The sequence below is a fragment of the Halosimplex rarum genome, from assembly GCF_047715405.1.
GTDB lineage: Archaea > Halobacteriota > Halobacteria > Halobacteriales > Haloarculaceae > Halosimplex > Halosimplex rarum.
On record NZ_CP180412.1, the window covers coordinates 927,910 to 952,997 of the forward strand.

Below are 25,088 nucleotides of genomic sequence, written 5' to 3' on the forward strand. Positions count from 1 at the left end.
TCGCGCGCCACGCTCCCTCTCGCGGGGTTCCGTGAGAACAATGAGCACGGATCCAACCGACCTCGAACCGATCGAACCGCGCACCGCGCAGAAACTATACCTCGACCACAAAGCCAGCCAGTACTCGGTGAAGACGGTTCGGGCTCACCGCTACCGAACGAATCACTTCATCGAGTGGTGCGATATCGAGGACATCGACAACATGAACGACCTGACCGGCCGGAGCATTCAGCGGTACCGACTCTGGCGACAGGACACCGGTGACCTCGCCAAGATCACGCTCAACCAGCAGATGAGCACTATCCGGGTGTTCCTGAAGTGGGCCGGATCCATCGAAGCCGTAGCGGCGAATCTCTACGACAAGGTCATGGTCCCGAGAGTCACTCCAGAGGAAGAACGGCGCGACGAGACGCTCTCGACCGAGGAGGCGTCGACGATTCTGGATTACCTCTCGACGTATCACTACGCGTCCGTCGAACACGCCGTGTTCGCCGTGCTCTGGGAGACCGGGATGCGACTGGGAGGGGCGAACTCACTCGACGTGGGCGACGTTCACGTCGACGAGGAGGCGATCGAACTCGTCCACCGGCCGGATCGCGGGACGCAGCTGAAGAACGGTGCGAACGGAGAACGGCCAGTCGCGATCACGACCAGTCTCGCCGGACTGCTCGAACAGTACGTCGAGAACACCCGGGTCGACGCTACCGACGAGTCGGGTCGAGAGCCGTTGTTCACGAGTTCCTACGGCCGACTGTCGAAGAGCTCACTCCGTCGTTACGTGTACCAGGTCACCGCGCCCTGTTTCCGGAACGAGCCGTGTCCCGATTGCAGCGGCTGCGACGAGCCGAGATGCGCAGAAGCGGTGAGCCCGCACGCGATTCGACGGGGAAGCATCACCCACGCCCTCACGGAGGACGTCCCCGTCGAGGTCATCGGCGACCGGATGAACGTCAGCCGCGACGTCATCGACAAGCACTACGACAAGCGCTCGGAGGAAGTGAAACTGGAACAGCGGAGGGGGTACCTCGACAATATCTAATCGGTACTGCTCTTAACACACCCCATAATCTTCCCGATTACTGAATTTCTCGATTGAGTAGCCGGAGATTCTCCCTGAGTCGTTCCCTCTTGACCCAATAACTCGCGTGCCAAGTAGTGACTATCCACAAGTCCTCTGAAGGAAGCCGATACAACCCGCTGTATGCCCCTTTTTCTAATTTCGGATGATAGCTCTTCGTCAGGGGCGACTTATCTGAGTAGACCTTTAGTAGTTCTTCCGGGTCACCCCGCAGTTCTAATTCCTCGTAAATGGCTCGCCAACCTTCTTTCCCTACGCAGACGAGTACTCTTGGGCGAACGATATCGAAGACCTCTCTCACGAACTTCTTTCGGGCGAATTCACTGTCCGGACGTGCGAGATCCTCAATCCCGGTTTTATCTCCGGTCGCTAGTTTGTAGACCCATGTATAGCAGATGTCGCCGAAGAATCCGTCCATAAGAGAGTTGTCGCCATCTGGCGTCACGTACTCCTGATAGCTTTGCTCGTCGCCGAGTAGATCGAGTTCACTCCGGAGAGACTGTATCAGCGTATCGAACCGGTTGTCCGAGTGAGTGAAGAAGCCGTTTTGATTCCTCGCGACCGACTGAGCCGTGGCCTCCACGTCTTTCCCGGCACGAGCGTGTCTATCGTACTCTCCTCCATCCGAGAGCCTCGATCGGTCGATATTATTCTGCATTCCGGGATTCAATGTCGCAATCATCACTTCCTGATCGACCGTTGGCGCGACTCGATAAAAGGCCGTGAGGGGGATTTCACCTTCCCTTAGAAGTTCGATGGCGTCGGGATCGACCCGGCCGTCGTTGAGTTCGCCCAGTCGATCGAAGTACTCGTGGGTATCGCGTATCCCGGCCGATCGGAGCTTTTCCAGGTACTGCTCCTGAAGCGATTCGTGGAACTCCCTCGATCTACGATCAAGAGCGGTCATGTCGATAACTGTAGCTCTATCTATAGGCCAACCGGTTAGTTCTTGTTCACCAATATCAGAGATAGAAACCGCCTCCAGCCTCTTCCCTCAAATGAGTAAATCTTGATTGTGTCGTCGTAATCCTCGATGATCTATCTATTCCTACCTTTATGATATCCGGATGGGGCCTACCCATACGTGACAGGAAGGTCTGCACTCGACATCGAATTTTCAGTCCATCGCTCGATCACTACGAACGACTGCCTACTTCGAGGGCTCCGAGCACTTCGAACTGCTCGCGGTCGTAGTTGGATATGAGAACTCGGATGAAGAGAGGGAAGACAAGATGCTCTTTCGAGAGACAAGCGGTCCCGACAGGGAATTAGATCTCGTCGACCGAACATGCGATAGATGTTCAGGAACTTATAATTGGAAAGATCAATCGCTATCCTGGGACTCATTTCCTAATTCTAATATTCCTTACGGGTACAGGAAGCATCTCGAATTCCGTTCGGCTTACCCATCTCAAATCGAGTCATACAACAAGATGTGCCCGTCGATATTGGCGACAAATACCCAGATCGTACCACTAATATTAAACGGCAGTACCGATGACGGCAAAACTACATCACGTACGCTCTGGATCTGATTAGCTCGGGACTTCGCCTGAGAAAGAAATTAATAGAAAGCCTACTTTCAGGATAATATGAACTTAGGAGGGAGACAGTTCTCGGTTATCTTCTTTGCATTAATTTTGCTTTCGTCACCGGTGACGGCGAGCATACCATCATCTACGTTCTCAGACACCTCCTCCATGGAGGTTGACGGACGAATTATTGACACCGATCCACCCACCGGTGCATACGTAGATGGAGAAAGTGTTTCCGGGGAAGTCATTGTTGAGAACACTGGTTCTTCAGATAACACATATTACGTTGGGTACGATGTGGTTGATCCGGAGGGGGAAAATCGGAATAACGATGGTACTACTGGAACTACATTGACGCTCGCTCCAGGCGAAACCGAGACAGTAGAGGTTAGTTGGTCGGTCGAAGGTGATGCTCCAGTAGGCACCTACGATGTAGTGTTCGCTCTTTGGGAAGAGAGCGACCCGGATAATCTCAATAACCGGTTAGACAATGAAGAGCACAACGATGCGTTCCGGGTTGAAGAGGAGGAGGTAGACGGCGAACTGGACTTCGTTTCTCATCCGAGCGGTAGTTTTGCCAGCGGCGATACAGCAGAAGCCGAAGCAGAGGTCATGAACGACGGAAACGTCGAAAATACGTACTACGTTGGATATAGTGGGATCGATTCCAGCGGTGAAGAGTGGGATAACGACGGAACGACCGGCATGACGGTTACACTTGAACCAGGTGAATCGGAGGTCGTCGATGTCAGCTGGGAAGTTGAAGACGATGCGCCCGAAGACCAATATGACTCGTGGGTAGCACTGTGGGAGGAAGACGATCCGGACGACCTCCACACACGCTTAGATGAGGACGAAGAGTACGACGCCTTCAGAGTCGAAGAAGAAGAGGTGGATGGAGAGCTATCGTTCGTCGAACATCCGGACGGCACCTACACCGAGGGAGAAACCGTGGAAGCCGAGGCGGAAGTCACGAACGACGGTGACGTCGAGAACACCTACTACGTCGGGTACAGTGGGATCGACTCCAGCGGCGACGAGTGGAATAATGATGGGACCACCGGAACAACCGTCACGCTCGAACCAGGTGAATCGGAGGTCGTTGACGTCAGCTGGGAAGTTGAAGATGATGTGCCCGAAGACCAATATGACTCGTGGGTGGCGCTGTGGGAAGAAGACGATCCGGACAATCTCCATACGAGACTAGACGAGGACGAGGAGTACGATGCATTCCGAGTTGAGGAGGAGGAAGTAGATGGAGAGTTGTCGGTTGTTGAGCACCCAGATGGTGCCTTCGTAGAGGGAGAAACGGTAGAGGCGCGAACGGAAGTCACGAACGATGGCGATGTCGAGAATACCTACTACGTCGGGTACAGCGGAATCGACTCCAGCGGTGAAGAGTGGAACAACGACGGAACGACTGGGACGACCGTCACGCTCGAACCAGGTGAGTCTGAAGTCGTCGATGTCAGCTGGGAAGTCGAAGACGATGCGCCCGAAGACCAATATGACTCGTGGGTAGCACTGTGGGAGGAAGACGATCCGGACGACCTCCACACACGCTTAGATGAGGACGAAGAGTACGACGCGTTCAGAGTCGAAGAAGAAGAGGTAGATGGTGAACTATCATTTGTTGATCATCCCAGTGGCTCCGTTACTGCAGGAGAGGCAGTGGAAGCCGAGGCTGAGGTGACTAACAACGGTGATGTCGAGAATACCTACTACGTCGGATATAGTGGGATCGACTCCAGCGGCGAGGAATGGGATAACGGGGGCACGACTGGGACGACCGTCACGCTCGAACCAGGTGAGACAGAGGTCGTCGATGTCAGTTGGGAGGTCGAAGACAATGCACCTGAAGATTCGTATGATTCGTGGGTAGCGTTGTGGAAAGAGGACGATCCAGACAATCTCCATACGAGATTAGATGAGGACGAGGAGTCCGACGCGTTCCGAGTCGAAGAGGAAGAAGTGGATGGCGAACTGTCCTTTGTGGATCATCCCAGTGGCTCTGTTACTGCAGGAGAGGCAGTGGAAGCCGAGGCTGAGGTGACTAACAACGGTGATGTCGAGAATACCTACTACGTCGGATATAGTGCGATCGACTCTAGCGGCGAAGAGTGGGACAACGACGGGACCACCGGGACCACAGTTACACTTGAACCAGGGGAGTCTGAGGTCGTCGATGTCAGCTGGGAGGTCGAAGACGACGCTCCTGCGGACGAGTACGATTCGTGGGTTGCATTGTGGGAGGAAGACGATCCGGACGACCTCCACACACGCTTAGATGAGGACGAAGAGTACGACGCGTTCAGAGTCGAAGAAGAAGAGGTAGATGGTGAACTATCGTTCGTCGAACATCCGGACGGCACCTACACCGAGGGAGAAACCGTGGAAGCCGAGGCGGAAGTCACGAACGACGGTGACGTCGAGAACACCTACTACGTCGGGTACAGTGGGATCGACTCCAGCGGTGAAGAGTGGGACAACGACGGAACGACTGGGACGACCGTCACGCTCGAACCAGGTGAGACAGAGGTCGTTGACGTCAGATGGGAAGTCGAAGACGACGCTCCGGCGGGCGAATACGACTCGTGGGTAGCGCTGTGGGAGGAGGATGATCCGGCTAATCTACAGACGCGTTTAGACGAAGACGAAGTCTACGACGCTTTTGAGATCACAGAGGAACATTCTAGTGCAATCTCGTGGAGTAATGACCCACCTCAAGATATTAGTGAAGACGGATCTTTCACTATCTCTGCTCAGGGACAATTAAACGATGAAGGTGAACTCTGCCTATTAAACGAAAATGAGGATTCGGTAGCGAAAACAATCGAGTGTCGGGGATTGTCTGAAGGGGAGTTTGAAGAATCGTTTACTGTTGAGGCTGCAGACGATCTGACGTTCCAGGAAGGAAGCTCGACTGAGCTTTCTTTCAGGCTTGAAAGTGATGGCGGAACTGAAGATAACTGGACGGATGCGCGTTCTGTATCATTAGAGGGTACAGACGTGATCACCGTCCGTGCACTTGAGGAGGATGGGGGTCCTGTTTCAGAGGCTGACGTACGACTTGAGGGAGTTGGGGAAAAAACCACTAATGACGAGGGAGAGGTAACGTTCAATAGCGAGATCGATTCTGAAATACGGATAGAAGTCGTGGATGGATCGGGCCACATCCGAGAAAGCGAGACCATTGACCCAGGCGAAGACACCGTTGAGGTTGAGTTCCCCAATTTGGAACCTGTTCAGGGAGTTGTATTAAACGACGAAGGAGAACCAATTGAGGAAGGTACCAGTGTCTCCATCGGTGGGACATCCTTCGAGGGAACAACAGACGAGTCAGGTGTATTCGAGTTTGAATATCCACTCCCGACGGGTAATTACACGTTGAATATCGGGGGGCACGAGGATGCTACTCTGTCTGTAAAAAATGGCGTCTCTACGTACGAGTTAGAAACCCACAAGAAGACAGAACTTGTTAAAGACCGAGAAAAAACATTCGTAAAGGGAGCCGTATGCGGTGATCCATGCTGGAATTCGAAGTCGTATGATGAAGAGCATAATCTCTCATATCTCGTTGGCTGGATCGGTGCTTCTGTCGCCCCCGTTGCCGGACAGTTTGCTGATTCACGAGACTTGGGAAGTGCATTGGCACGTGGCAGTGAGACTGACGCTGCGCTTTCCGCGTTAGGTATCCTTTCAGGACCTGCTGCCGCACCGAAGGCCGCAAAAGTCACTCGGAAATTCCTTAGCAGGTATCCGAGTCAGACCCAGAGGGTCGGTAAGCTCGTCTTGGAATCCGATCACATTCCGGACGCGGTGTTTCATAGAGCGGTCTATCGAGGTGCGCCTGACTCAATAGAGGAAGTTGATAACGAGGTCCTAATTCGGTACATAGACGAAGGAGGTGACATTGATCCAGTTACTCGTCATTTGGACAAAGGCGTTGATCCCGACACAATTAATAAATTGGCAGATGAAGGGGCAGATCTTGGTAAGATTAGAGTTGGGAAAAAAGTCACAGGAGCAGACGTTGATGTAGTAAAGCAAGAGGTATCAATCTCTGAAGTTCAGATGTTGGCAAAAGCAAAAAACGGAGAAAATGTAAGGTACTTAGATAACCCAACATGGGACAATCATATTGTGCCGAAGCATATTAGTGGCAAAGACGCAAATCCAGGAACCGACCTGTTTCCGACAGGACAGAGTGGGACACCCTCTAGAATGACTGAAAAAGACGTAAAAGATCTCATATACAAAGGTATGCGACAACAACCCGAAGATGGAAGGGTTGTGATGGACTCGTCAGATTACCCTGAGCTTAGTGATTATGGAATTGACAAAATGAGAGTAATTGTCTATGACGAAGGTAACGTCGCCACCGCTTATCCTACAGAAGGGGAGGCGGTAAAAACATTATCGGAGACGAGTTAACCATTACGATCAATATGGGAAGACAATTCGAAATAAAATTAGATGACTCAGAAGAGATAATAGCTAATTTCAAAGAAGAGGGATTTTCTATGACGGGATCTATTGAACTTATTGCCAACGGATGTTCTTTAACCGATGGGCCACGAGATGAGTTTGTTGCACGTCTTATTATTGACTTGTTAGAATCTGTCCCAGAGATCCTCAACAGAAAACCAATAAATATTGAATTCCTAGAACATCCTCCGGATAGTATTAATATACATGATATAAATGATACGGCAAAGATCAATGTTATCAGTCACAAAGAGGGTGTATCCGTGAATAGTGCGGTTTCCGACGAAGGAAAAACAATACCCACTCATGATTTGATAATTGGGATACAGGATTCTGGGCGAGAATTTGAATCTATTATCAAACAATCAAATATTACAAAGCAACAAAAAACGGCAGAAAGATTTCGCAAATCGATCTCAATATGTGATAAGGCGATTGAAAAATCGCCATACGCAAAATAGAAGGAATGAAGTCTCAAATTGGGCGCCAAACTAAAATTATTACTGCATGTTTCACATCTTTTCATTCATATGGACTATCAATCGTGGTTAATAAATGCTTTATATATGCTAGTAACGACGGTTTGTTCTAGTGATCCTACCGAAGTTAATTCATAAACCAGATTCTGGTTATGTGCTAAATATGTAAAAACTAAATCATTTTCATTTTTTTCACCTGTAGCTATCGTTGTTTGGTATTCAAATTCCTCCTTGGGAGCTTCTTTGACCTCCCTTTCTTCGGTGACTAATTCCACATGATTATTTTTAAGTTCCAAAGCATCGCCATCTGTTTCACAAATATAGACTGCTGAACTCACAAAGCTTGCCCCATCTAATTCGGCGTCTTCAACGAACTCCCTTCTGTGCTGTCTGACAATCTTTTTCTCTTCCAATTCTTCTCGATCTGGCTCGTCTTCGGGTAGTTCTGAAACGATTAGTAGCTCTTCATCGTGAAATTCGAAATTATCAGGTAGGTCGAATATATCGAGAACAAACTCGTCTGTCTCTGTATCCTCGTCGAACGATTCTTCATTTGGCGAATCAGTTTGTCCTTCATTATCGGTTTCTGTGTCATTCTCTGGGCCTGTGTCTTCGTCAGATTCTGTGGTTTCTTGACCCGTATTTGTGAATTTATCTTGACTTTCCTCTGGATCTGGACCCTGATCGAAAATTCCACTACACCCCGCTAATCCTGAGGAGAGGGCAACTCCACACGAAAGACACAGCTGTCTGCGGTTCACCATCATTATATATTCTGCTGTCTAACTCGAAGAACATTAACATTGCCAACACTCTCCAGAATTCGAGAGTTGTACGGGCCGTGTTGCTCAACTTTGCTCGTCTGCGATATCAATGGATTCTGTTGAATAGTGTTGGGACCCCATTGGACCCCGTTTAACGGATGATGCGAATGGATTTCCGACTGCCCCGGGGAAACCTGTCTGACTTTCGGTGGAGAGGCGTTCGACATAGTTCATCTCGTCGGCAGAGCTGAGGCCGCCGTCCATGACGGTCCCGATCGGACGGACACACTTGAGAGAATCCGTGATCTACTCGAAGAGGAACTGGACCACGTCGATATCCAACCGGAGGTGTGGGACGTGTTCGGGAATTATACTCGCCTCGAAGAGGCGTCGACCAGGTGGATATCGGAACCGAGGACACGTAATGGAAAGACTACGAACACGGCATTGATCTCAACGAGATCCGCTCGTCGGAGTACCAAGGCTTCGATAAGGTGATCAACAAAGATGTCCCGGTGTTCGTTGAACAATATCTAGCCCTCGCCGATGCAGGAGCGACTGGGACGCTTACCTTTCGTTCTCTACGCGAACTACTAGACCACTTCGGAAGAGAGGATATCATCCACCTCTTTGACCTCGCTGACGAGCGACCGTTCGGCGAGGGTTGACGTTCTCAAATTGCCTATATCCGGAATACTCCACAAACAGTTCTCCGACCCGAAGAAGCCGGAATGGGTTCAGAACTTATTCTCGGCCGTACGTATTTCAAGCGAAACGCACGAGACTCGCTATGTCGCCAAGTCCGCGAGAAGCATTCGTTGATTCGCTACTCAAGTGGTATGACGAGAACGGACGCCACGGACTCCCGTGGCGAGAGGAAAGGAGGTCAGCATTTGAGATGTTGATCGCGGAGGTACTGCTCCAGCGGACCACTGCAGCCGCTGTCTCCAGTGCGTACGTTCCCCTTGTATCTCGAGACCCGACGCAGGAGGCCGTCGTCGCTGCCCCGTCGAAGGAGATAGGCGACTTGATCGCTCCGCTGGGTCTCGCGAAACGCGTGACGTATCTCGAGCGGTTTTCCGGCCAGTTACTCGATCGTCACTCCGGTCAGATGCCGCGGGACCGCCCGGATCTACTGAATCTCTACGGCGTCGGAGAGTACACCGCGAGGTCGGTACTGGCTCATTCTCACGGAGAACCCGTCTCGGCCGTAGACACGAACGTCGAGCGGTTACTGTCCCGATTCTTCGGCGAGGACCCCGACAAGGTCGACATACAGGATCTCGCAGACGACCTCACGCCGCCGGAGCGGAGTAGCGACATACTCCACGCAATGCTCGACTTCGCGGCCGCGGTGTGCACCGCTCGATCACCGAATTGCTCGGACTGTCTGATCAGACCCGGATGCGATAGTCCTGAAGCCGGAGGTGAAACGGATTAGAACGTTCGAAGACCGCGAGCGACGCGTGCCGTCGCCGTCTGAGTCTGGTCGCGCGTCAGTAGCATTTTGTGGGGCGCCCGGTGATACTCGGGAGAGAAGAGTGTCTGATGACGAGTTCGAACAGCTGGTATTCGAAGACGGGCGGTTGGCCAGCGTAGCCGATGACGACCCGGATCCGACCCCGGGCGAGACGGAACCGGTTCACCCGAACGAGGAGGCCGGGTATCGGCTGGCCGTCAAGCCCGGCGCTCTCGAGGCGAACGAGCCGCTAGTCGATGTCTGCGACGAGCACGGCGAAGTGCTTTCGTTCGGCTCTCGACCGAAGGCCGAGGCGTTTGCTCGGCGTCTCTCCGCGGAGGACGGAACGCTCCGGGTCCAGGCAGCGGCGCCTAACGACTTGAGCGAAGACGATGGATACCTCTTGGCAGCATATGATCGCTCAGTTCGAGAACCGGCGGCCGTAGACGGGGACACGTGGACCTTCGATGTCGGGGCGAACCTCTACGGCGCGCTCGGTGAGACAGTGGTGAAATCGGGAGAGAAACCGCCGGCTATCGAGTACTTCGTCGAGGGGGATCTCGATGCATATCCGGACGACTTGGAGACCGGACTGCGGATAGACGTATCGTCGGATGTCTACGTCCCGGCAGACGAAGGTGGGGGCGGTTGGATACCGGATTGCTGCGTCACGGCACGGGACGGGTGGAACGGCGAGGTTCTCGAGGAGTACTGGTGTGAGATCAAGACCGGCGACGCGTCGTTCGAGCGCGGACAGGTGGAGACCATGCGCCAACTCGCTGCCGAGTCGCGGGTGCTAAAGATACGGGTACTGATCGACGACCTCCCCGATCAATACTCGGTCCGCATCCACGAAGTCGAATCGTCCGGGGACTGACGATGCGGTGGTCGATCAGGCGTCTGAATACTCGGTCAGGTGCTTCGCTAGTTCTTCCCGTCGGCGCCGCGACTTCTGCTCCTCGGTCCGTTGGTCGTAGTGCTTGTCCAGGATGGGTACCGACACGTCCACGCGGTCGCTCAGCATCTCCTTGGGCATCCCGGCGTCCAGCTGGTTCATGATGGCCCACTTCCGGAGCGGGTGGGTCGTGAACCCCGACGGGCATTCGGAGGCGTTACTGTTCTTCGCGGCCTCACAATTGGCCGCGTCTCGATCGTGAGGGCAATCTGGCGAGTACACGCACGGCCGGGACATCTTGTAGAAGTCCCGGCGAATCGTGGCCGTCGACACCCGGCCAGCCGACGTCGTAAACAGGGCTTCGCGCCCGTACTCGTCGACGACGTCGTGCCGATTGTACTCGACGTAATCGACCAGGAAATCACGCAACTCGGCGGAGATGTTGGCGATCCGCTCTCCGTCGGATCCATTCTTGAGCGGCGTGCCGTAGTCCGCCGTCTCTTCGGGTCGGTGGCGCAGGCGGATGATCAGGTCGTCCGGGTCGAAGTCGTCGAGGTCGATGGCCCTGATCGCGCCCATGCGGAGGCCGATTTCGGCGATGAGTTCGAACTCGGCGTGACGTCGAGAGGCGTACTCGAACAGCCGGAAGTACGACCGGATACCCTCGACCTCGTCGTTCTCGGGGACGTCCGTGTTGACCTCCTCGTCCGGCGGCACGTTGGGCAGCGGGACCCGGTCGGCCACACCCTCGGCGACGGCGTCGATGCGCTCACAGAAGCGGAGGAACCGGCGGAGTATCGCGAGGTTCCCGTTGAGGCTGATCGTGGCGAGGTCGGTCTCGCTCTTCCGCCAGGTCTTGAACCGCATGAGTTCCCGACCGCCGACGCCGTTCATGTCGTCGATGTCGGCCTCGTCGGTCCAGTCGACGAACGTACCCAGGGCCGACGTATGTTTCCGCCGCGTGGCGGTCCGCAGGCTGTCTCGACGGTGCTCGAGGTACCAGTCGAGGGCGTCCTGCGGCGCGAGCAGTTCGAGGTCGTCCTGGGTCATCTTGCGTAGGTGCTATAGGTCTGCGATTCCGGTCCACTCGTCCGTGGTCTCTGGCGGAAGAATGCCTGCGTCCACCAGGTAATCCTGATCAGGCTCCTTTGGTCGGAAGGCCGAAATGTTGTGGGGGTTCTCCTTGATGTAGTAGCGAAACGCCAGAGCGAGGAAATCTGACTTTGATAGTCCGGTTATATCGACCGCGTCTCGCACGCGTGCCGCTTCCGCGGCCGAGAGCCGGGTCGCGAATGCTTCTGTTTCACCTGTCGTCATCAACTTCGCCGAGAGTATCTCGGTATAAATAGGATGGTGAGAATTGGCGCATGGCATGGTGAAATGCCGAAAATTAGCATTCGGAATGGAAGATTCGGATAGGCGAATTGGCGACTGGGTACGTTATCGTCAAAACTTCAATGGCGATCCGGTTCCGATTCGGGTCATCGGTCGCCAACTCTGGTGGTCAAACGGTCACGAGAGTTAGGGCTATCAATGGCGGAAAGTTGGTGTAACGACCTGAATTGTTATTCTGAAGCTGGTGGTACGGTTTACAGAACGGCCATATCTGCTCCGATCGAATCTGGCGCGCGGTGATACGCGGGCTTTGGGAACATCGAGTTCTCTGGATCAGCCGTTTTCGCCCAACTGTTGGTCCAATGATTGGGGGAATTCTGATTTGAAGGTCGTCTATGGATGCTATCGTGGCAGTAATCAGAGTTATGCCGCGACTGGAGCGGCAATCGTCTGTAACAACCTGTTACGTCCAAAACTTTGCCATTCCGCTGGAGACTAATGGCATTCCTGCAGATATGGGCCGTAACAGGCTGTAGCAGCGTGAATTGGTTGTTCATAGTCGAGCCAATTTAGTCGGAGAGCGAATGTCCGGATCAGGAAGCACGTCTATATCGGGCTTTGTCCCGATAGGGGCTCACAGTCATTCTGTCAACAGTGGGTTCTGGACTCCCAAGCAACGACCGGGTTGAGGTCGTAGACGAACCCGCGGCGTTAGGGGGTAGTGCTCAATCCCGAGGCAAGGTTGGGGCACCCTACAGCTGAGAAAGAGGATTACCTTCCGACTTCTATCACCATTCGTGGGTTCATCCGCTCTCGGACGAGCAGTGTCTGCGCGTAGTACCGCCGAAGATCGTGGCTCAACACTTTCTCCCAGTCGGAGTCCCCGATATCCTCAGCGACTTGTTCAGCGGTCGCCTTCACTCGCCGCTGCACCGACCGCTCACTCAGGTCAACTATCGGTTCATCGCGAGCGATGTCCTCGACGTTGGCGTACCGTAGTAGTTCGCTCTGGACTCCTCAGGAAGGTATGCATAACGAGGCTTTTCGCCGCTCCCATCAGTGTCCTTCCTTTCAGGAACACGGAGACGACCATGCCCGTCGACGTGCTTGATGTGTTCGGGATGGACCTGCGGGATCTCGAACGACCGGAGTCGGACTTCGCTGCCGAACTGGATGACGAGTGAGTCGCGGTAACTGCCAGCGGTCTGTTTTAGCGTCTTGTACTCCTGCAGCATCAACCAGCACCGATAGGGGTGGTGGTTCTCTTCGCGCTCGGTTCGCATAGATAGTTGTCCATGACAAGTCCGACGTCATAAACCACCGTTTGGGTCGGATCCCCGCCCTATCAACCGGATATCGAGGGGCCGCGTCGTAGTTCTTCAAGAACTATGACTCCCTTCTTGGCTAATATGTACGCGCTGTATCACACTACGGGTTTTCAATGTTAAGGCACGCATTGGATATCCACCCAGTTCCGTCTGTCTTCTACTATCCTCTTTTCCCAACCTCGGAGGCGTCACTGTGCCAAACATCGATTGTTGCTTCCATGAGGTCCTGTTGATACGTCTCCATGAAATTCAGAAGCATTGTCGTTGTATGGAGATGCAATCTAGCGGCTAGCTTGAGCGCTCGGTCCCGTTCTGACTCGGTAATTAGCGTCGTCGAGCGTACAGCGTCCTGAAGCGTCTTGAGCGCCGTCTCGTCGACGACGAGTGGGCAGTGATGGACAATTTGATTGCGCCGCTTCCGGAGCCAATCTATTTCTGCGTCATCAAGTGGAACTTCGCTTATCGGGATTCGTGAATTGTCTGGTGGGAGCACCACCTGTTCGTCTTCGATATAGTTAGTCGGTATGTCCTGTTCAACAAGGGTCTGATAGATTTCTTTGAATGAGTGATGTTCGTCGATAGCAAGTTCGCCGGCGCCAGCTCGCCCTTCCAGATGCCTGCCGACGTACTCGACTGTTGAACAGACATTCCGTATAAATCCATAACAGAACCCCACCTCGTTGGTCTCGAGATAGGTCTGTAGAATTTGTACCGAGAAGGCTAAGCTCTGTGCCGCAGCGAGTTGTCGAAGAATGTGTTTTATTAATTTCTCGTGTTTGTACAGGATCGGTAGTTGCTCCTCCACGATCTTGGAGCGACCAGCTTGGGCGACTTCTTGAAAGCGCTGGCACTGTTCATACTGCTTCCCGACTCTTTGCTGGAGGGTCTGCAGACGGTCAGAGGACTGATCGGTGGTAGCAAGCTGTTGTTGCTGCATCAGCAACTGTATGATATCATGAGACAGCCGGGATCCATCGTTTGCGAGGTCATCGATGTCTGATACCACAGCGTACTCCTTGCGAGTGGCTTCTGAATATAGGTCGACACGACCGCTCTCATGATCAATATAAATCACCGACTCTCGACGGTCGAACTCTAGCGTAGACTCATCGTCCATTTTCTATGACTGCATCCAAATATGCGGACAGTTGTATTCTTACTGAATAAAACCGACCCCTGTTCGACTGTTTCCTCAGATGTTTCGCGGGAAAAGCCACGTTCTAGCTCTCGTACTTAGCTTTTCGGAGTTCTTCAACAACTGAATTAGGCTGCTTTGTCTAACTGCCACCTGATTGAATTAGATCGAATCATCGATCTCAATTTGAAACATTTGGGTTCGCCATTCCTCTAATTCTCTAGTTATTTGACCTTCTCCTTGGAAGAACTCAATTACGTGCGGATTATATTTGAAGAACAAACCAATAATCTCTTGATAGTCAGGAACTGCGCTTTCCGAAGCATCAAGTTTGAACAATTTAAACCGTTCAGTCGTATCACCTGCCCAATCGCTTCCTAGTCGCTTATCATTGTCCTGGTGCCTCTTCAGAAACGATTCTTTTGAGGGATATGAGCGAAGTGCCCCGTCTAAATGAAAGCACTCCGTTAATTCTTCATCTGTAATTGCATGTAGGTACCGGGTATAGTAGTCAAATGATTTCTCGCGAAGTTGTGTGCCGAATTCGTGCATCACTCCTCGCCTTGGCAGCAGCTCTTCTATTTGCAGGATCCACTCATCATCTCTTTGAGTGAATAAGAACTCTGTCCGGTCAATAACACCTGGTCCATAACTACCCGTTCCGAATGTGACGAGCTGATTTCGTTGACGGGAATCTTGAACTGCATCAAGATCGTCTGGTCCCCACCAATGCTCAGCTAAAAAACTTGGGTGGGCCTTGTCTGACATCCCTAGCTTATCGTAATCAAAAGCCAGACTCATATCGAATGATCCGTCCCACTTGTCGAATAATGACTGAGTTAAATGGTAGTTATATGAAAGACCTTCCGGAAAAATCAAAAAATGATCCTCATACTCAAATCCGTTCTTGTTATAGTTTACCGGGAAATCTAAAGGATACAGTCCCGTATCGGTATACTCTTCTAATTCAGGATAAGTCTCGGTGGCGATATCCCGACGGATCTTAACATCGATGTCCCATAGCTGCCGCCGTTGTGTTCGCTCTGGGTCAAGGTCTATCCGAGGCGCGATATAATGGATGAGGGCTGATTCATGGATGTCAGGGTCCTCCTCAGCGATTTTTTGTAGTGTGTCGTATTCTCTTTCCAATCCTCCGGAACAAAATTCCCCCACATCAGGTTTTCAGCAGAAGTATTTGTCTCCTCACAGAGGTCTACGACTTGAGAAATTTGTTCTTCAAAGTCTGACGTCATGGGTACATATCCTCACATGTATCGATATAGTTTTACTGCATATTGAGGATTCGTCTTAAATCGGTCAGAGATGCCCTCCACAATTATTATATGGTATAGATGTCACAAGTCTTCAATGACTGTCCAAGACGCCAAGAGCGTCCTTAATGACGAAGTAACGGGAATCGATTCATACCTTTCTGGTTACAAAGAACTCTCTTACTTTTTTGAGTATAGCGAAATGTGTTCTAACATAATTCGCCTTGTGGAGACTTGGAAACATGGAAGACCTATAATCGAATACCAATTTGAGACAAATTTGTCCGAATTATATTGGGATGTGCATCAGGCCTTCACCCAGTTTACCATATCAACCCATACGGCTATTGAATCACTCACTACTAGTTTACTATCTGATCGAATTGATCCAGGGAACCAAAGTCTAAGTTTAAAAACAGTCGACGAACTGAGCCAACACCATCGAGAACAAATATTAGCAGAAGAGGGTTTGATTGAAGGGAATTTTTCTAATAAGCTTAATCAATTCCGAGGGAAACGGAATATTTTCGCACATGATTGGGGATCTCATTTTGAATTTGAAGAGCATACAGATCCTGTCGAATATGTGGATGAAGGTATAGGCATCGTGGAAAAACTAGTAGAAATGGTGTATGGGTCCTCGCTTCAAAACATCGTTTCGTTCATAGAGGAGTCCCAGATGGAACCCAGCTCAAAGAGTATACGCGAGTGGACCTCCTTTCAACTGATCAGATGCTATCTACAAGAGTATTCTTGGCATATTTTAATTGACGCAAACGTACCAGGGACAAGTGACAAGAAGAATATCGAGAATTTGGAGAAAGTACTTGAAAGACGAGGATTCGACCCAGAGAAGGTGAGAGATCGAGGGCTCTATCGCAGGAGAGGAAGTTCTAGAAAAGGGCATTTACCTGCTGAGGGGAGCATACTCATTGAGTCTAACTTTGAAGTACCTCAATCGACCATATGTGGTAACAATGAGGACCTCGAAATCGAATTCGAAGTAGATAACGACATTCATCTCCCAATAGACGGTCAAATATCGGAATTAGAACAATACGCGGTTTTGTTCATAGATGGGGTAGTTGAAGATAAATGCCCTGTAGAAGGCGCACAAACTGTCACACCGGGAGAGCAAGTCAATCAAACTCTGTCTTATGAATTTAAATCAGTTGGCGAGATAGAAACCAAATTAGGCCTTGTATTTTCCTCTGAAAATAATCATTCTACACAGGTATTGAGGGAATACATATCGGTATGTGAATAAAATAAGTAAAGAGGAGTTTTTCTTGGAGAACGTCGTGGTACTGTGTACGCGAGTTTATCCGAATCTATGCAATGTTTAATTCCCCTTCCATCTCGTAGATTCTTCCCCTTTCTTGCAATTGCTCAATGTCGTGTTCTATTTGGTAGCTCTCTCCAAAGCTCACTAAATCACTAATCTCATTTTTGGTTGCGCCGCCTACCTCTTCAATTGCGGATATAATCTCCTCTCTTCGATCTCTTTGACTCTTCGATTGCCCAGTTTCGATGATATCGACATCGAACTCACCGCTCTCCGGGTCGTAGCCGACTTCCTTCATCGACTCCATTACGAGATCAACGGCCCGCTCAATGTCCTGCATCTCGACTGTATCAGAAAGACGAACCCGCGCACTCGACTCGGCGATCCGCTGGATAGCTTCCACTTGCCGGAACGTCACAGGAACCGGTGAATCAGATTCTTGCCCATCAGCTCCCGCTCGAAAGCCGACAAAGAACTCTTTCAACCGCTTGGCAAACTCTTCGTCTTCGATCACAGGGAAACAGGTCTCCTTCGCGTGAGCGACGTAGGCCCGCATCACTTTGCGGCTGATAGCAGGTTCGACACGATCTTGGTCTTCTTCACTCAGTTCGCTTCCCTGTGTGTATCGACCTGCTGCCTGCCGGATTAGATTATATGTTGTAAGACAGTCGCAAGCTCCGATTCGAGTTCTTCTGCTTGTAGAATGGATATTTCGTTCAATTCCTGGTCGTCAACCGAGGCGGTATCCTCTTCCAGGTCCTGTACTACCAACAGACCGTTCCAACCGCTCCCAAAGTAGTCCTTAGCGTCTCGCTCTCCAAATACAAACTCGTCGTTGACACGGAGAAAGGCAAGATATTCGACGGTCTCTTTGATACCTCTCCGGATGGTGTCGGTATTTGTACTGTTTTTCACCTCGACGATCAGATATTCGTGCTCTCCATTTTCCTCATCGATCACCTCCATCACAATGACGTCAGGACGGCCCGTGTGATTCTTGAACGTCTTTTCCGTGAAGTACTCATTCGCGACACTTCGGGCGACTGTCTGCACCTTCTCCGTACGAGAAAGAGTCCTCCCCGGCGCCTCTGGAACGTCCGACACGAAAGATAGGTCCCTATCTCGGGCAGAGTTATCGTGATACAGCACAATCTCTTTCTCTCCCTCGAGCCGTGCAATCTCTTGTCTTTCTGTCGCGATGGTCTGAAACCGGAGCTCTCCCTCTCGGAGATCCTCCAGAGTAGAAACGAATCGGAAGAGCACGAAGAGCTCGAAAAGTGCGTGGTCATCGTCGGGAGTGATGGCGGTTTCGTCAAGTAGGCTCCTAAGAGCCTCTTCCTCTCCGTCAAACAAAGCGGCCCGAGTTCGCAACAGCGAAGCGGCCTCTCGATAGACTCGCTGACGGGAGTTCTCAGCAGTTGTGAGCATCCGCTCGGTCGGCTCGTAGACGTCCGGGTCCCTGATCCGTCGGACGTGGACGTTCCGCTCGACAATCCGATTCAGATCGTCGATTAGGTCCTCGTTCCCTCTCCAGGTCTCCCTGACCCATTCGTATTCACCACGGAGGTATTCCTCGGCTTCGCGCAACGTGTCGTAAATCACCGAGAGCAGACGTTTCAGGACGACGTTCTCGGCGATGTCGTAGTCCTCTGATCGGTTGTCGCAGACGAAGAGGGACTTGTCGTTCGGGTTTCGAGAGTACCGCTCCTTTATCGTCGAATTCCAATTAATGTGCCCGTCTACTGTCCCGCGGCGAGTTCTTGAGACCGTCTCGGTCTCCGTTCGGACGTTCCGGAGATGCGCGGGTAGCTCGCGGACGAACTCGATGATGTCCTCGGTTAGGATGAAGTGGAGGTCGAGGAGGAGTTCGTAATCCTCGAAGCGGTCGTCCAGCCCGTCTGGTTTGATCGACCGGGCTATCTCGTCCTCGGGGAAGGCGCCGTGCATCACGTAAGTGAGCACGTCCTGCGTCAACTGGTCCAGCAGTTCCTCCCTATTCATCGTCGGCGATGTTCACTTGAAGCATCTCGGCCGCCGCGTCGCCGAGACCGTCCGAGTCAATCTGACGGACCTTCGAGATCTGGCGGACTATCTTCTCCCGCTTCGGGACGCCCTCCAGCTGGGGGAAGATATAGCTGATGACAGCCCTTGTAAGGCGGTCCTCGAGCGGGACTGTCTCGTTCTCGCCAACGTATTCGACGATGTCTTTCACGATCGCTGGGCCAATCGCGCGGTCCTCGACCGCGGTGTTCATTTCACGCCAGACGCGGCCGACCGCTTGCAGCTCTTCTCGATCGCGCTCGAACACCGGAATCTCCCATGCTGTTGCGTAGTCCTGCATCAGGTCTTCCAGGTCCCCGTCATCGTCCGGTATCGAGGGGGCGCCAACGCGGATGAATGCAAACCGGCGCATGAACGCGTAGCTCATCTCATAGAGCGACGTCTTATCGTAGGTATTCATCGTCGCGAAGATGCGCCAGGACTGGGGCACGACGTACTGATGGGGCGACGGTCGTCGGTCGGTCTCCACCGCCGAGAGGAGCTCGATTTCTTCGCCATCTCTGGTATACGGTAGCTGGACTGATTGGCCAGAGAGAAGCGTGAACAGTTGTCCGAACGCCTTGTCGATATCTGCGCGATTGAGCTCGTCGATAACGAGAGGTTCATTCACCTGTCGATCCGTCTGGCGTTCCTTGAGGCGGTTCAGAACCACACCGGGTGTGAACGAGAGCTCGTCGCTTCCCCCCTCAGTCGATTCCGGCATGTAACCTCCCACAGTGTCGAACGTAGACCAGTCCGCAGTGGCTGTAGTAAGTTGGAAATCCGAATAGAGATACGGGTACTCCGACGCGAGGTGAGAACAGACACGACGAGCGATTTCGGTCTTTCCGGTCCCGGGTGGGCCCGTAAGGATGATATGCTTACCCGACCGGAGAGCTGCTTCGATCTGCTGGATGATCTCGTCCTTTTGATCTCCAGGGAAATGCAGACCGTCGAGCGGGTCCGTTGGTATGGAGCCCTCGAACTCCGCATGTGCGTTGATTGTCCCGGTCGGCTTCAACCGATCTGCGACCGCGTTGAGTAACGCCCGAGGGCGCTCATAGTCCGGAGACCCATCGTTGTCCCTGAAAACGCCGTGGGCCCCCTGCGCTGGAAAACTAATTCCGTTCGTCTCTTCGCAGATGGATTGGACCTGTTCGAACCAGAGGAGATTGGCAGTTAGGGCATCCATCTGTTCCTCGAGCTCGTCATTGGACAGATTATCGACTCTCTTCGACGTGTTGAGGCGGTCGAGGTCGCTGGTGAGATACAGCTCATCGAATCCGGCCAGATACGGGAACGGATCCTCTTGGGTCTCGTCGGTCCACCAGCGTTCGTCTTTCGTCGATTTCTCCCCGATGATTCCGACACCGAAGATACCGTGCCGTTGGTCACCGATCGATTCGGTTGCGGCCTCTGAGCGAGTATGAAGAAACGCAGTAGTTCCCGATTCTATCGATTCCCAGATATGCTCCGTATCGGATTCAAATGAGACAGTACCGTATTGAATCGCTGTCAACCAATACTCTGGTGGTGCAGTGAACTTCCGAATCGGTAGATCTGAATCTTCGATTAACTCTATTAGAGGATGGTCCGGTTTCTCTGATGTCGGCTGTTCTATATCCGGGGCGGAAACCGTGTAAGAATCCTCGAGAATGCTGTTGAGCCGTGGCTGACTGAGAGACCCGTTTGGTACGGCCAACTCATCCTGGATCACTCGGATATAGCCCAGAAAGAGCGTCTTCGCGGGTGAAAAACGCCCGAGTGAACCGACACCGAGAGCGTCTGCTTTGGCTTGGAGCTCCTGTTCGGTGGATTCGTAGAACGCCCGAAGTTGGTCGAACTTTGCGGCCTTGCTTGCAGTGACTTCGTCCGACGGTTTGTACCCGGCGAGCGCTGTCGACCAGTCGGCGACGAGCGCCTCGCCGAGTCGGTTCTGGAACCAAGCTGTGCCTCGAGGAGCCTGGTCAAGTCGATTCATAATGTCTTCTATAGCGTCATCGAGCGAGTCGTACTCGTCTCTAGCTTCGATACCGGGACTTACGAGATCCCGAACCGGATACCCCTTCTCTTCCAGTTCTGATTCTAATTCCTCCGATTCCGAACTGATGACGGCGAGGAGTTCCGGAGGACACCGCGTGAAGTAACCCCCCTGGACGAGGGCGAGGTTTTTATCGAAGAAGATGTTACTGTACCCCTCGCGAACCTCCCGCAGGCGAGACTCATACGACCGGTTATTGAGGATCTCTTCGTAGATATCGATCGGTTCTTCGAACTCTCGATAGCCGGTCAGCCAGCGGCGGTATCCCGCTTGGTCGTCCGTCCAGCCGAACTCCGGGAGTCCCTCGAAGTCGGTCTCGAGTTCGGACTCGATTGTGGAGATTCCGATAATTTGGCCCTTGTCCTGGAGGAGATGCAGGACGATGTCGCCGGGCTTGGCCTCTCGCATTTGCGCGTACCGGTCGTGGCCCTGCTTGTCCTGTGTCGGCGAATAAATCGCGTTTCCTAGCTGTAGCTCGCCTTCTTTCTTGTAAGTCCTGCCCTCGATCTCAGTCTTTTCTATCCAGACGGACGGCGGGTCTGTAATTTCAACGTCGAGGCCCTCTCTATCTCGCATCCGGGTCTCGATCTCTAGAAGCGCCGGCTCAAAATGCTCGCGCTGGTAATCATTCGATGAGACGTGGTTTTTCCAGGTCTCACGTCCGGATTTGGCCTGAACCGCATTGATACTCAGATCAAACTCTTCTGCAACGCGCTTTTGCGCTCGCTTCCGTCGCTCACGTGTCGACATGTTCTGCGGAGTATCCAGGAAGTAGTCGATCATAGCGAGAATTTGTTCGCGTCGCGAAGGGGTGTCGTTCCACTCAGATGGGAGAAATTCGTCCGCGGAGTCTGCGAACCGCTCTCGACCGGTCATAGGGCCGACATCGTTAACCCAGTGTAAAATTGTAGGGGGTGTCGCACTCGATTCCGAATGGTAAGGACGCATCGGCGGTCATAATCGTGACAAATATCCGTCTATTCCAGGAGTTGTCTCTTTTACTCGGTAGCAAATCGTCTGTACGAATTAAATCGCTCAGAACCCATGCATCGAAACCTGCCCCCGTATCTTTATTAACCCGCAGTGATTTCGAATACGCGGAACCCCGGACGGCAGCGGGGCGCGTTCAGACACTGCATGGGTCCGGCCGATTTGAGACGCCGCTATGTGGCGTCCGAAATCTCAAACCGGTGCCCACAGGACGTTAGAAGCCGATAATCCGGAGAAATAGAAACCGTACGTACCGCGTATGGGTTCGGGCGGATTTGAACCACCGATCTCGGCCTTGTAAAGGCCGCGTCATAACCAACTAGACCACGAACCCTCACCCGAGGATTTCCACCGACTCGGAATAACGCTTTCTCTCTCGGTCGAACCCGTACGCTTACCCCCACTCCGCTCCTGGCGCCGCACATGGTCGACAGTCGCATCGTCTGGGGGTTCACAGTGTTTCTCCTCTTTTTCCTCGGAGGCGTCTACGCCAGCCAGTCGGGGCTGCTTTACCAGATAAACCCGCCGAGTCCCGACAGCTACGACCGCGTCACCGTCACCGCCTACGACGAGAACGGGACCGAACTCGCGACGGTCGACGTTCGCGTCGCCGATTCGGACCCCAAACGGTGGCTCGGACTCAGTAACACCTCGGACCTGGCGATGGGGGATGGGATGCTGTTCGTCCATCCGGAAGAAGACAGCTACGGCTACGTGATGCGTGATATGGCGTTCTCGCTGGACATCGTCTTCGTCGGCGCGGACGAACGCGTGAGTGAGATACATCACGCGGGAGTCCCAGAGGGGAGTCCCGAAAAGCGATACAGCGGGCGGGGCAAGTGGGTGCTGGAAGTCCCGCGCGGGTGGGCAAACGAGACGGGCGTCGACGTCGGCGACCGGATCGCGGTCCCGCCGACGGCACACAACGTCACTGGCTGATGCGGATCGCGGGGCTCCGCGAGCGAGGCGGTGGTTTCGGTACGGGAACGATTCGCAGGGCTTCGACGCTCTTTTGCGGGTCGATACCCTGAGCGTAGTCGATGAGTGTAGACCTCGACGAGGAAGAGGTCTTCGAGGACGTCCGCGAACGCGTTGACGACCCGATGCGGCGGCTGTTCGCGGACTACGGACGGAAGAACGTCTTCGCGTTCGTAGTCGGGTTCGTCAGCAGTATCGGAGCGCGGGTCCTCGACCTGGTCCCTCCACTGCTGTTGAGTCTCGCGGTGGACGCTATCTTCCTCGACAACAAGGCGTACAGTCTGTGGCTGATCCCCGACGCGTGGCTGCCCCGGTCGAGGGGCGACCAGCTGTGGCTGACAGTCGCGATTATCGCCGCCGCGTTCGTCGTGGGCGCGGGCTTTCACTGGACGAGGAACTGGGGCTGGAATTCGTGGGCTCAGGCTATCCAGCACGACGTCCGGACCGACACGTACGACAAGATGCAGCGGCTCAACATGGAGTTCTTCGCCGACAAGCAGACCGGCGAGTTGATGTCCATCCTCTCGAACGACGTCAATCGGCTGGAGCGGTTCCTCAACGACGGGATGAACTCCTTCTTCCGGCTGTCGATCATGGTGATCGCGATCGCGGTCATCCTGCTGTACACGAACTGGCAGCTCGCGCTGGTGGCGCTGGGCGTCGTGCCGCTCATCGCGATCTTCACGAAGAAGTTCATCGACGTCATCCAGCCCAAGTACGCCGACGTCAGGTCTTCGGTCGGTCAGCTCAACTCGCGGCTGGAGAACAACCTTGGCGGCATCCAGGTGATCAAGGCGGCCAACACGGAGAGCTTCGAGTCCGACCGCGTCGACGACGTGAGCGAGGACTACTTCGACGCCAACTGGGACGCCATCGACACCCGGATCAAGTTCTTCCCCGGGCTGCGCCTGCTCTCGGGGGTCGGATTCGTCGTCACGTTCGTGATCGGCGGGCTCTGGGTGATCGGCGAACCGCTGGGACCGCTCTCGGGGGAACTCGAGGCCGGCGAGTTCGTCCTGTTCATCCTGCTGACCCAGCGGTTCATCTGGCCGATGGCGCAGTTCGGACAGATCATCAATATGTATCAGCGCGCCCACGCGTCCAGCGAACGCATCTTCGGGCTGATGGACACGCCGAGTCGCATCCGCGAGGAACCGGACGCTGACCCGCTCGTCGTCGAGGAGGGCGAGGTCGAATTCGACGACGTGAGCTTCGGATACGACGACAGCGAGAACATCGTCGAGGACGTCAGCTTCGACGTCGAGGGCGGCGACACCGTCGCGCTCGTCGGTCCGACCGGCGCCGGCAAGTCGACGGTGATGAAGCTCCTGCTCCGGATGTACGACGTCGACGAGGGGGCGATTCGCATCGACGGCACGGACCTGCGCGAGGCGACCATTCCGAGCCTGCGGCAGGCGCTGGGCTACGTCAGTCAGGAGACGTTCCTCTTCTACGGGACGGTCCGGGAGAACATCGAGTACGGGACGTTCGGTGCGGAGAAAGAGGACGTCGTCGAGGCGGCGAAGATGGCCGAGGCCCACGCGTTCATCCAGAACCTCCCCGAGGGCTACGACACGAAGGTCGGCGAGCGCGGCGTGAAGCTCTCCGGCGGGCAGCGCCAGCGCATCGCGCTCGCGCGGGCCATCCTCAAGGACCCGGACATCCTCGTCCTCGACGAGGCGACCTCCGACGTGGACACGGAGACGGAGATGCTGATCCAGCGCTCGCTGGACAAGCTCACTGCCGACCGGACGACGTTCGCCATCGCCCACCGCCTGTCGACGATCAAGGACGCCGACAAGATCGTCGTCCTCGAAGACGGGAAGATCGTCGAGCGCGGGTCGCACGAGGACCTGCTCGGAGCGGACGGGCTCTACGCCAAGCTGTGGGCGGTGCAGGCCGGAGAGATCGACGAGCTCCCCGAGGAGTTCGTCGAGCGGGCGGCGCGGCGGCGCGCCCAGACCGAGGCGACCGACGACTGACGGTT

The 25,088-nt window shown here is 53.7% G+C and carries 18 protein-coding genes and 1 tRNA gene; 8 read left to right on the top strand and 11 right to left on the bottom strand.

The window, feature by feature from the left end; genetic code table 11:
* Nucleotides 1–40: 40 nt before the first annotated feature.
* Complete coding sequence (locus ACMGFH_RS04580) at nt 41–1,039, top strand: tyrosine-type recombinase/integrase (protein WP_415381612.1); 999 nt, start codon at nt 41–43, stop codon at nt 1,037–1,039.
* Between the two features lie 37 nt (nt 1,040–1,076).
* Here the strand turns inward: ACMGFH_RS04580 and ACMGFH_RS04585 are convergent, their stop codons facing one another.
* Entirely contained in the window at nt 1,077–1,985 is a 909-nt protein-coding gene (locus tag ACMGFH_RS04585) for a hypothetical protein (RefSeq protein WP_415381613.1), read from the bottom strand.
* A gap of 685 nt (nt 1,986–2,670) precedes the next feature.
* On the opposite strand from ACMGFH_RS04585, the gene ACMGFH_RS04590 reads away from it, so the two are divergent.
* Both ACMGFH_RS04590 and ACMGFH_RS04595 read left to right on the top strand, forming a co-directional pair.
* Nucleotides 2,671–7,047, top strand: coding sequence for a hypothetical protein (locus ACMGFH_RS04590; RefSeq protein ID WP_415381615.1), 4,377 nt, complete (start codon nt 2,671–2,673; stop codon nt 7,045–7,047).
* A 14-nt stretch (nt 7,048–7,061) separates the two neighbouring features.
* A complete protein-coding gene (locus ACMGFH_RS04595; protein WP_415381616.1) occupies nt 7,062–7,562 on the top strand; it encodes a hypothetical protein in 501 nt (166 codons plus the stop codon).
* 77 nt (nt 7,563–7,639) lie between these two features.
* Here the strand turns inward: ACMGFH_RS04595 and ACMGFH_RS04600 are convergent, their stop codons facing one another.
* Nucleotides 7,640–8,347, bottom strand: coding sequence for a hypothetical protein (locus ACMGFH_RS04600; RefSeq protein ID WP_415381617.1), 708 nt, complete (start codon nt 8,345–8,347; stop codon nt 7,640–7,642).
* Nucleotides 8,348–9,242: 895 nt separating this feature from the next.
* On the opposite strand from ACMGFH_RS04600, the gene ACMGFH_RS04605 reads away from it, so the two are divergent.
* Together ACMGFH_RS04605 and ACMGFH_RS04610 are read left to right on the top strand one after the other, a co-directional pair.
* Nucleotides 9,243–9,785 (top strand): endonuclease III domain-containing protein, encoded by a 543-nt coding sequence (locus ACMGFH_RS04605; protein WP_415381618.1) that lies wholly within the window; start codon nt 9,243–9,245, stop codon nt 9,783–9,785.
* 100 nt (nt 9,786–9,885) lie between these two features.
* Nucleotides 9,886–10,680 carry a hypothetical protein gene (locus ACMGFH_RS04610; protein WP_415381620.1) on the top strand — a complete coding sequence of 265 codons (795 nt, stop codon included), beginning with the start codon at nt 9,886–9,888 and terminating at the stop codon, nt 10,678–10,680.
* Between the two features lie 15 nt (nt 10,681–10,695).
* Here ACMGFH_RS04610 and ACMGFH_RS04615 read toward each other — a convergent pair whose 3' ends face one another.
* From ACMGFH_RS04615 to ACMGFH_RS04635, 5 genes are all read right to left on the bottom strand, one after another.
* A complete protein-coding gene (locus ACMGFH_RS04615; protein WP_415381621.1) occupies nt 10,696–11,748 on the bottom strand; it encodes a hypothetical protein in 1,053 nt (350 codons plus the stop codon).
* 12 nt (nt 11,749–11,760) lie between these two features.
* Nucleotides 11,761–12,015, bottom strand: a complete 255-nt coding sequence (locus tag ACMGFH_RS04620) for a hypothetical protein (RefSeq protein WP_415381622.1) — start codon at nt 12,013–12,015, stop codon at nt 11,761–11,763.
* 971 nt (nt 12,016–12,986) lie between these two features.
* Complete coding sequence (locus ACMGFH_RS04625; RefSeq protein ID WP_415381623.1) at nt 12,987–13,316, bottom strand: hypothetical protein; 330 nt, start codon at nt 13,314–13,316, stop codon at nt 12,987–12,989.
* Between the two features lie 205 nt (nt 13,317–13,521).
* Nucleotides 13,522–14,367 (bottom strand): hypothetical protein, encoded by an 846-nt coding sequence (locus ACMGFH_RS04630; protein ID WP_415381624.1) that lies wholly within the window; start codon nt 14,365–14,367, stop codon nt 13,522–13,524.
* Nucleotides 14,368–14,658: 291 nt separating this feature from the next.
* Nucleotides 14,659–15,645, bottom strand: coding sequence for a hypothetical protein (locus ACMGFH_RS04635; RefSeq protein ID WP_415381625.1), 987 nt, complete (start codon nt 15,643–15,645; stop codon nt 14,659–14,661).
* Nucleotides 15,646–15,864: 219 nt separating this feature from the next.
* Here ACMGFH_RS04635 and ACMGFH_RS04640 point away from each other — a divergent pair, with 219 nt between their 5' ends.
* Nucleotides 15,865–17,034, top strand: coding sequence for a hypothetical protein (locus ACMGFH_RS04640; protein WP_415381626.1), 1,170 nt, complete (start codon nt 15,865–15,867; stop codon nt 17,032–17,034).
* 64 nt (nt 17,035–17,098) lie between these two features.
* Here the strand turns inward: ACMGFH_RS04640 and ACMGFH_RS04645 are convergent, their stop codons facing one another.
* The 4 genes from ACMGFH_RS04645 to ACMGFH_RS04660 all read right to left on the bottom strand — a co-directional run bounded on the left by ACMGFH_RS04645 (nt 17,099) and on the right by ACMGFH_RS04660 (nt 22,457).
* Nucleotides 17,099–17,608: a hypothetical protein gene (locus tag ACMGFH_RS04645; protein WP_415381627.1), complete on the bottom strand. Its 510-nt coding sequence runs from the start codon at nt 17,606–17,608 to the stop codon at nt 17,099–17,101.
* A gap of 89 nt (nt 17,609–17,697) precedes the next feature.
* Entirely contained in the window at nt 17,698–19,053 is a 1,356-nt protein-coding gene (locus tag ACMGFH_RS04650) for a hypothetical protein (RefSeq protein ID WP_415381628.1), read from the bottom strand.
* Nucleotides 19,046–22,009: an AAA family ATPase gene (locus ACMGFH_RS04655; protein ID WP_415381629.1), complete on the bottom strand. Its 2,964-nt coding sequence runs from the start codon at nt 22,007–22,009 to the stop codon at nt 19,046–19,048. The genes ACMGFH_RS04650 and ACMGFH_RS04655 overlap by 8 nt, the downstream gene beginning before the upstream one ends.
* A 374-nt stretch (nt 22,010–22,383) precedes the next feature.
* Nucleotides 22,384–22,457: transfer RNA gene (locus ACMGFH_RS04660), tRNA-Val, on the bottom strand.
* Nucleotides 22,458–22,546: 89 nt separating this feature from the next.
* On the opposite strand from ACMGFH_RS04660, the gene ACMGFH_RS04665 reads away from it, so the two are divergent.
* A complete protein-coding gene (locus ACMGFH_RS04665) occupies nt 22,547–23,062 on the top strand; it encodes a DUF192 domain-containing protein (RefSeq protein WP_415381630.1) in 516 nt (171 codons plus the stop codon).
* Nucleotides 23,063–23,163: 101 nt separating this feature from the next.
* Nucleotides 23,164–25,083: an ABC transporter ATP-binding protein gene (locus ACMGFH_RS04670; protein ID WP_415381631.1), complete on the top strand. Its 1,920-nt coding sequence runs from the start codon at nt 23,164–23,166 to the stop codon at nt 25,081–25,083.
* Nucleotides 25,084–25,088: the final 5 nt, after the last annotated feature.

Coding starts and splice junctions, on each gene's coding strand:
- ACMGFH_RS04580 (WP_415381612.1), top strand. CDS start 41: ATGAGCACGGATCCAACCGACCTCGAACCGATCGAACCGCGCACCGCG.
- ACMGFH_RS04585 (WP_415381613.1), bottom strand. CDS start 1,985: ATGACCGCTCTTGATCGTAGATCGAGGGAGTTCCACGAATCGCTTCAG.
- ACMGFH_RS04590 (WP_415381615.1), top strand. CDS start 2,671: ATGAACTTAGGAGGGAGACAGTTCTCGGTTATCTTCTTTGCATTAATT.
- ACMGFH_RS04595 (WP_415381616.1), top strand. CDS start 7,062: ATGGGAAGACAATTCGAAATAAAATTAGATGACTCAGAAGAGATAATA.
- ACMGFH_RS04600 (WP_415381617.1), bottom strand. CDS start 8,347: ATGATGGTGAACCGCAGACAGCTGTGTCTTTCGTGTGGAGTTGCCCTC.
- ACMGFH_RS04605 (WP_415381618.1), top strand. CDS start 9,243: ATGTTGATCGCGGAGGTACTGCTCCAGCGGACCACTGCAGCCGCTGTC.
- ACMGFH_RS04615 (WP_415381621.1), bottom strand. CDS start 11,748: ATGACCCAGGACGACCTCGAACTGCTCGCGCCGCAGGACGCCCTCGAC.
- ACMGFH_RS04620 (WP_415381622.1), bottom strand. CDS start 12,015: ATGACGACAGGTGAAACAGAAGCATTCGCGACCCGGCTCTCGGCCGCG.
- ACMGFH_RS04625 (WP_415381623.1), bottom strand. CDS start 13,316: ATGCGAACCGAGCGCGAAGAGAACCACCACCCCTATCGGTGCTGGTTG.
- ACMGFH_RS04640 (WP_415381626.1), top strand. CDS start 15,865: ATGACTGTCCAAGACGCCAAGAGCGTCCTTAATGACGAAGTAACGGGA.
- ACMGFH_RS04645 (WP_415381627.1), bottom strand. CDS start 17,608: ATGCGGGCCTACGTCGCTCACGCGAAGGAGACCTGTTTCCCTGTGATC.
- ACMGFH_RS04650 (WP_415381628.1), bottom strand. CDS start 19,053: ATGAATAGGGAGGAACTGCTGGACCAGTTGACGCAGGACGTGCTCACT.
- ACMGFH_RS04655 (WP_415381629.1), bottom strand. CDS start 22,009: ATGACCGGTCGAGAGCGGTTCGCAGACTCCGCGGACGAATTTCTCCCA.
- ACMGFH_RS04665 (WP_415381630.1), top strand. CDS start 22,547: ATGGTCGACAGTCGCATCGTCTGGGGGTTCACAGTGTTTCTCCTCTTT.
- ACMGFH_RS04670 (WP_415381631.1), top strand. CDS start 23,164: ATGAGTGTAGACCTCGACGAGGAAGAGGTCTTCGAGGACGTCCGCGAA.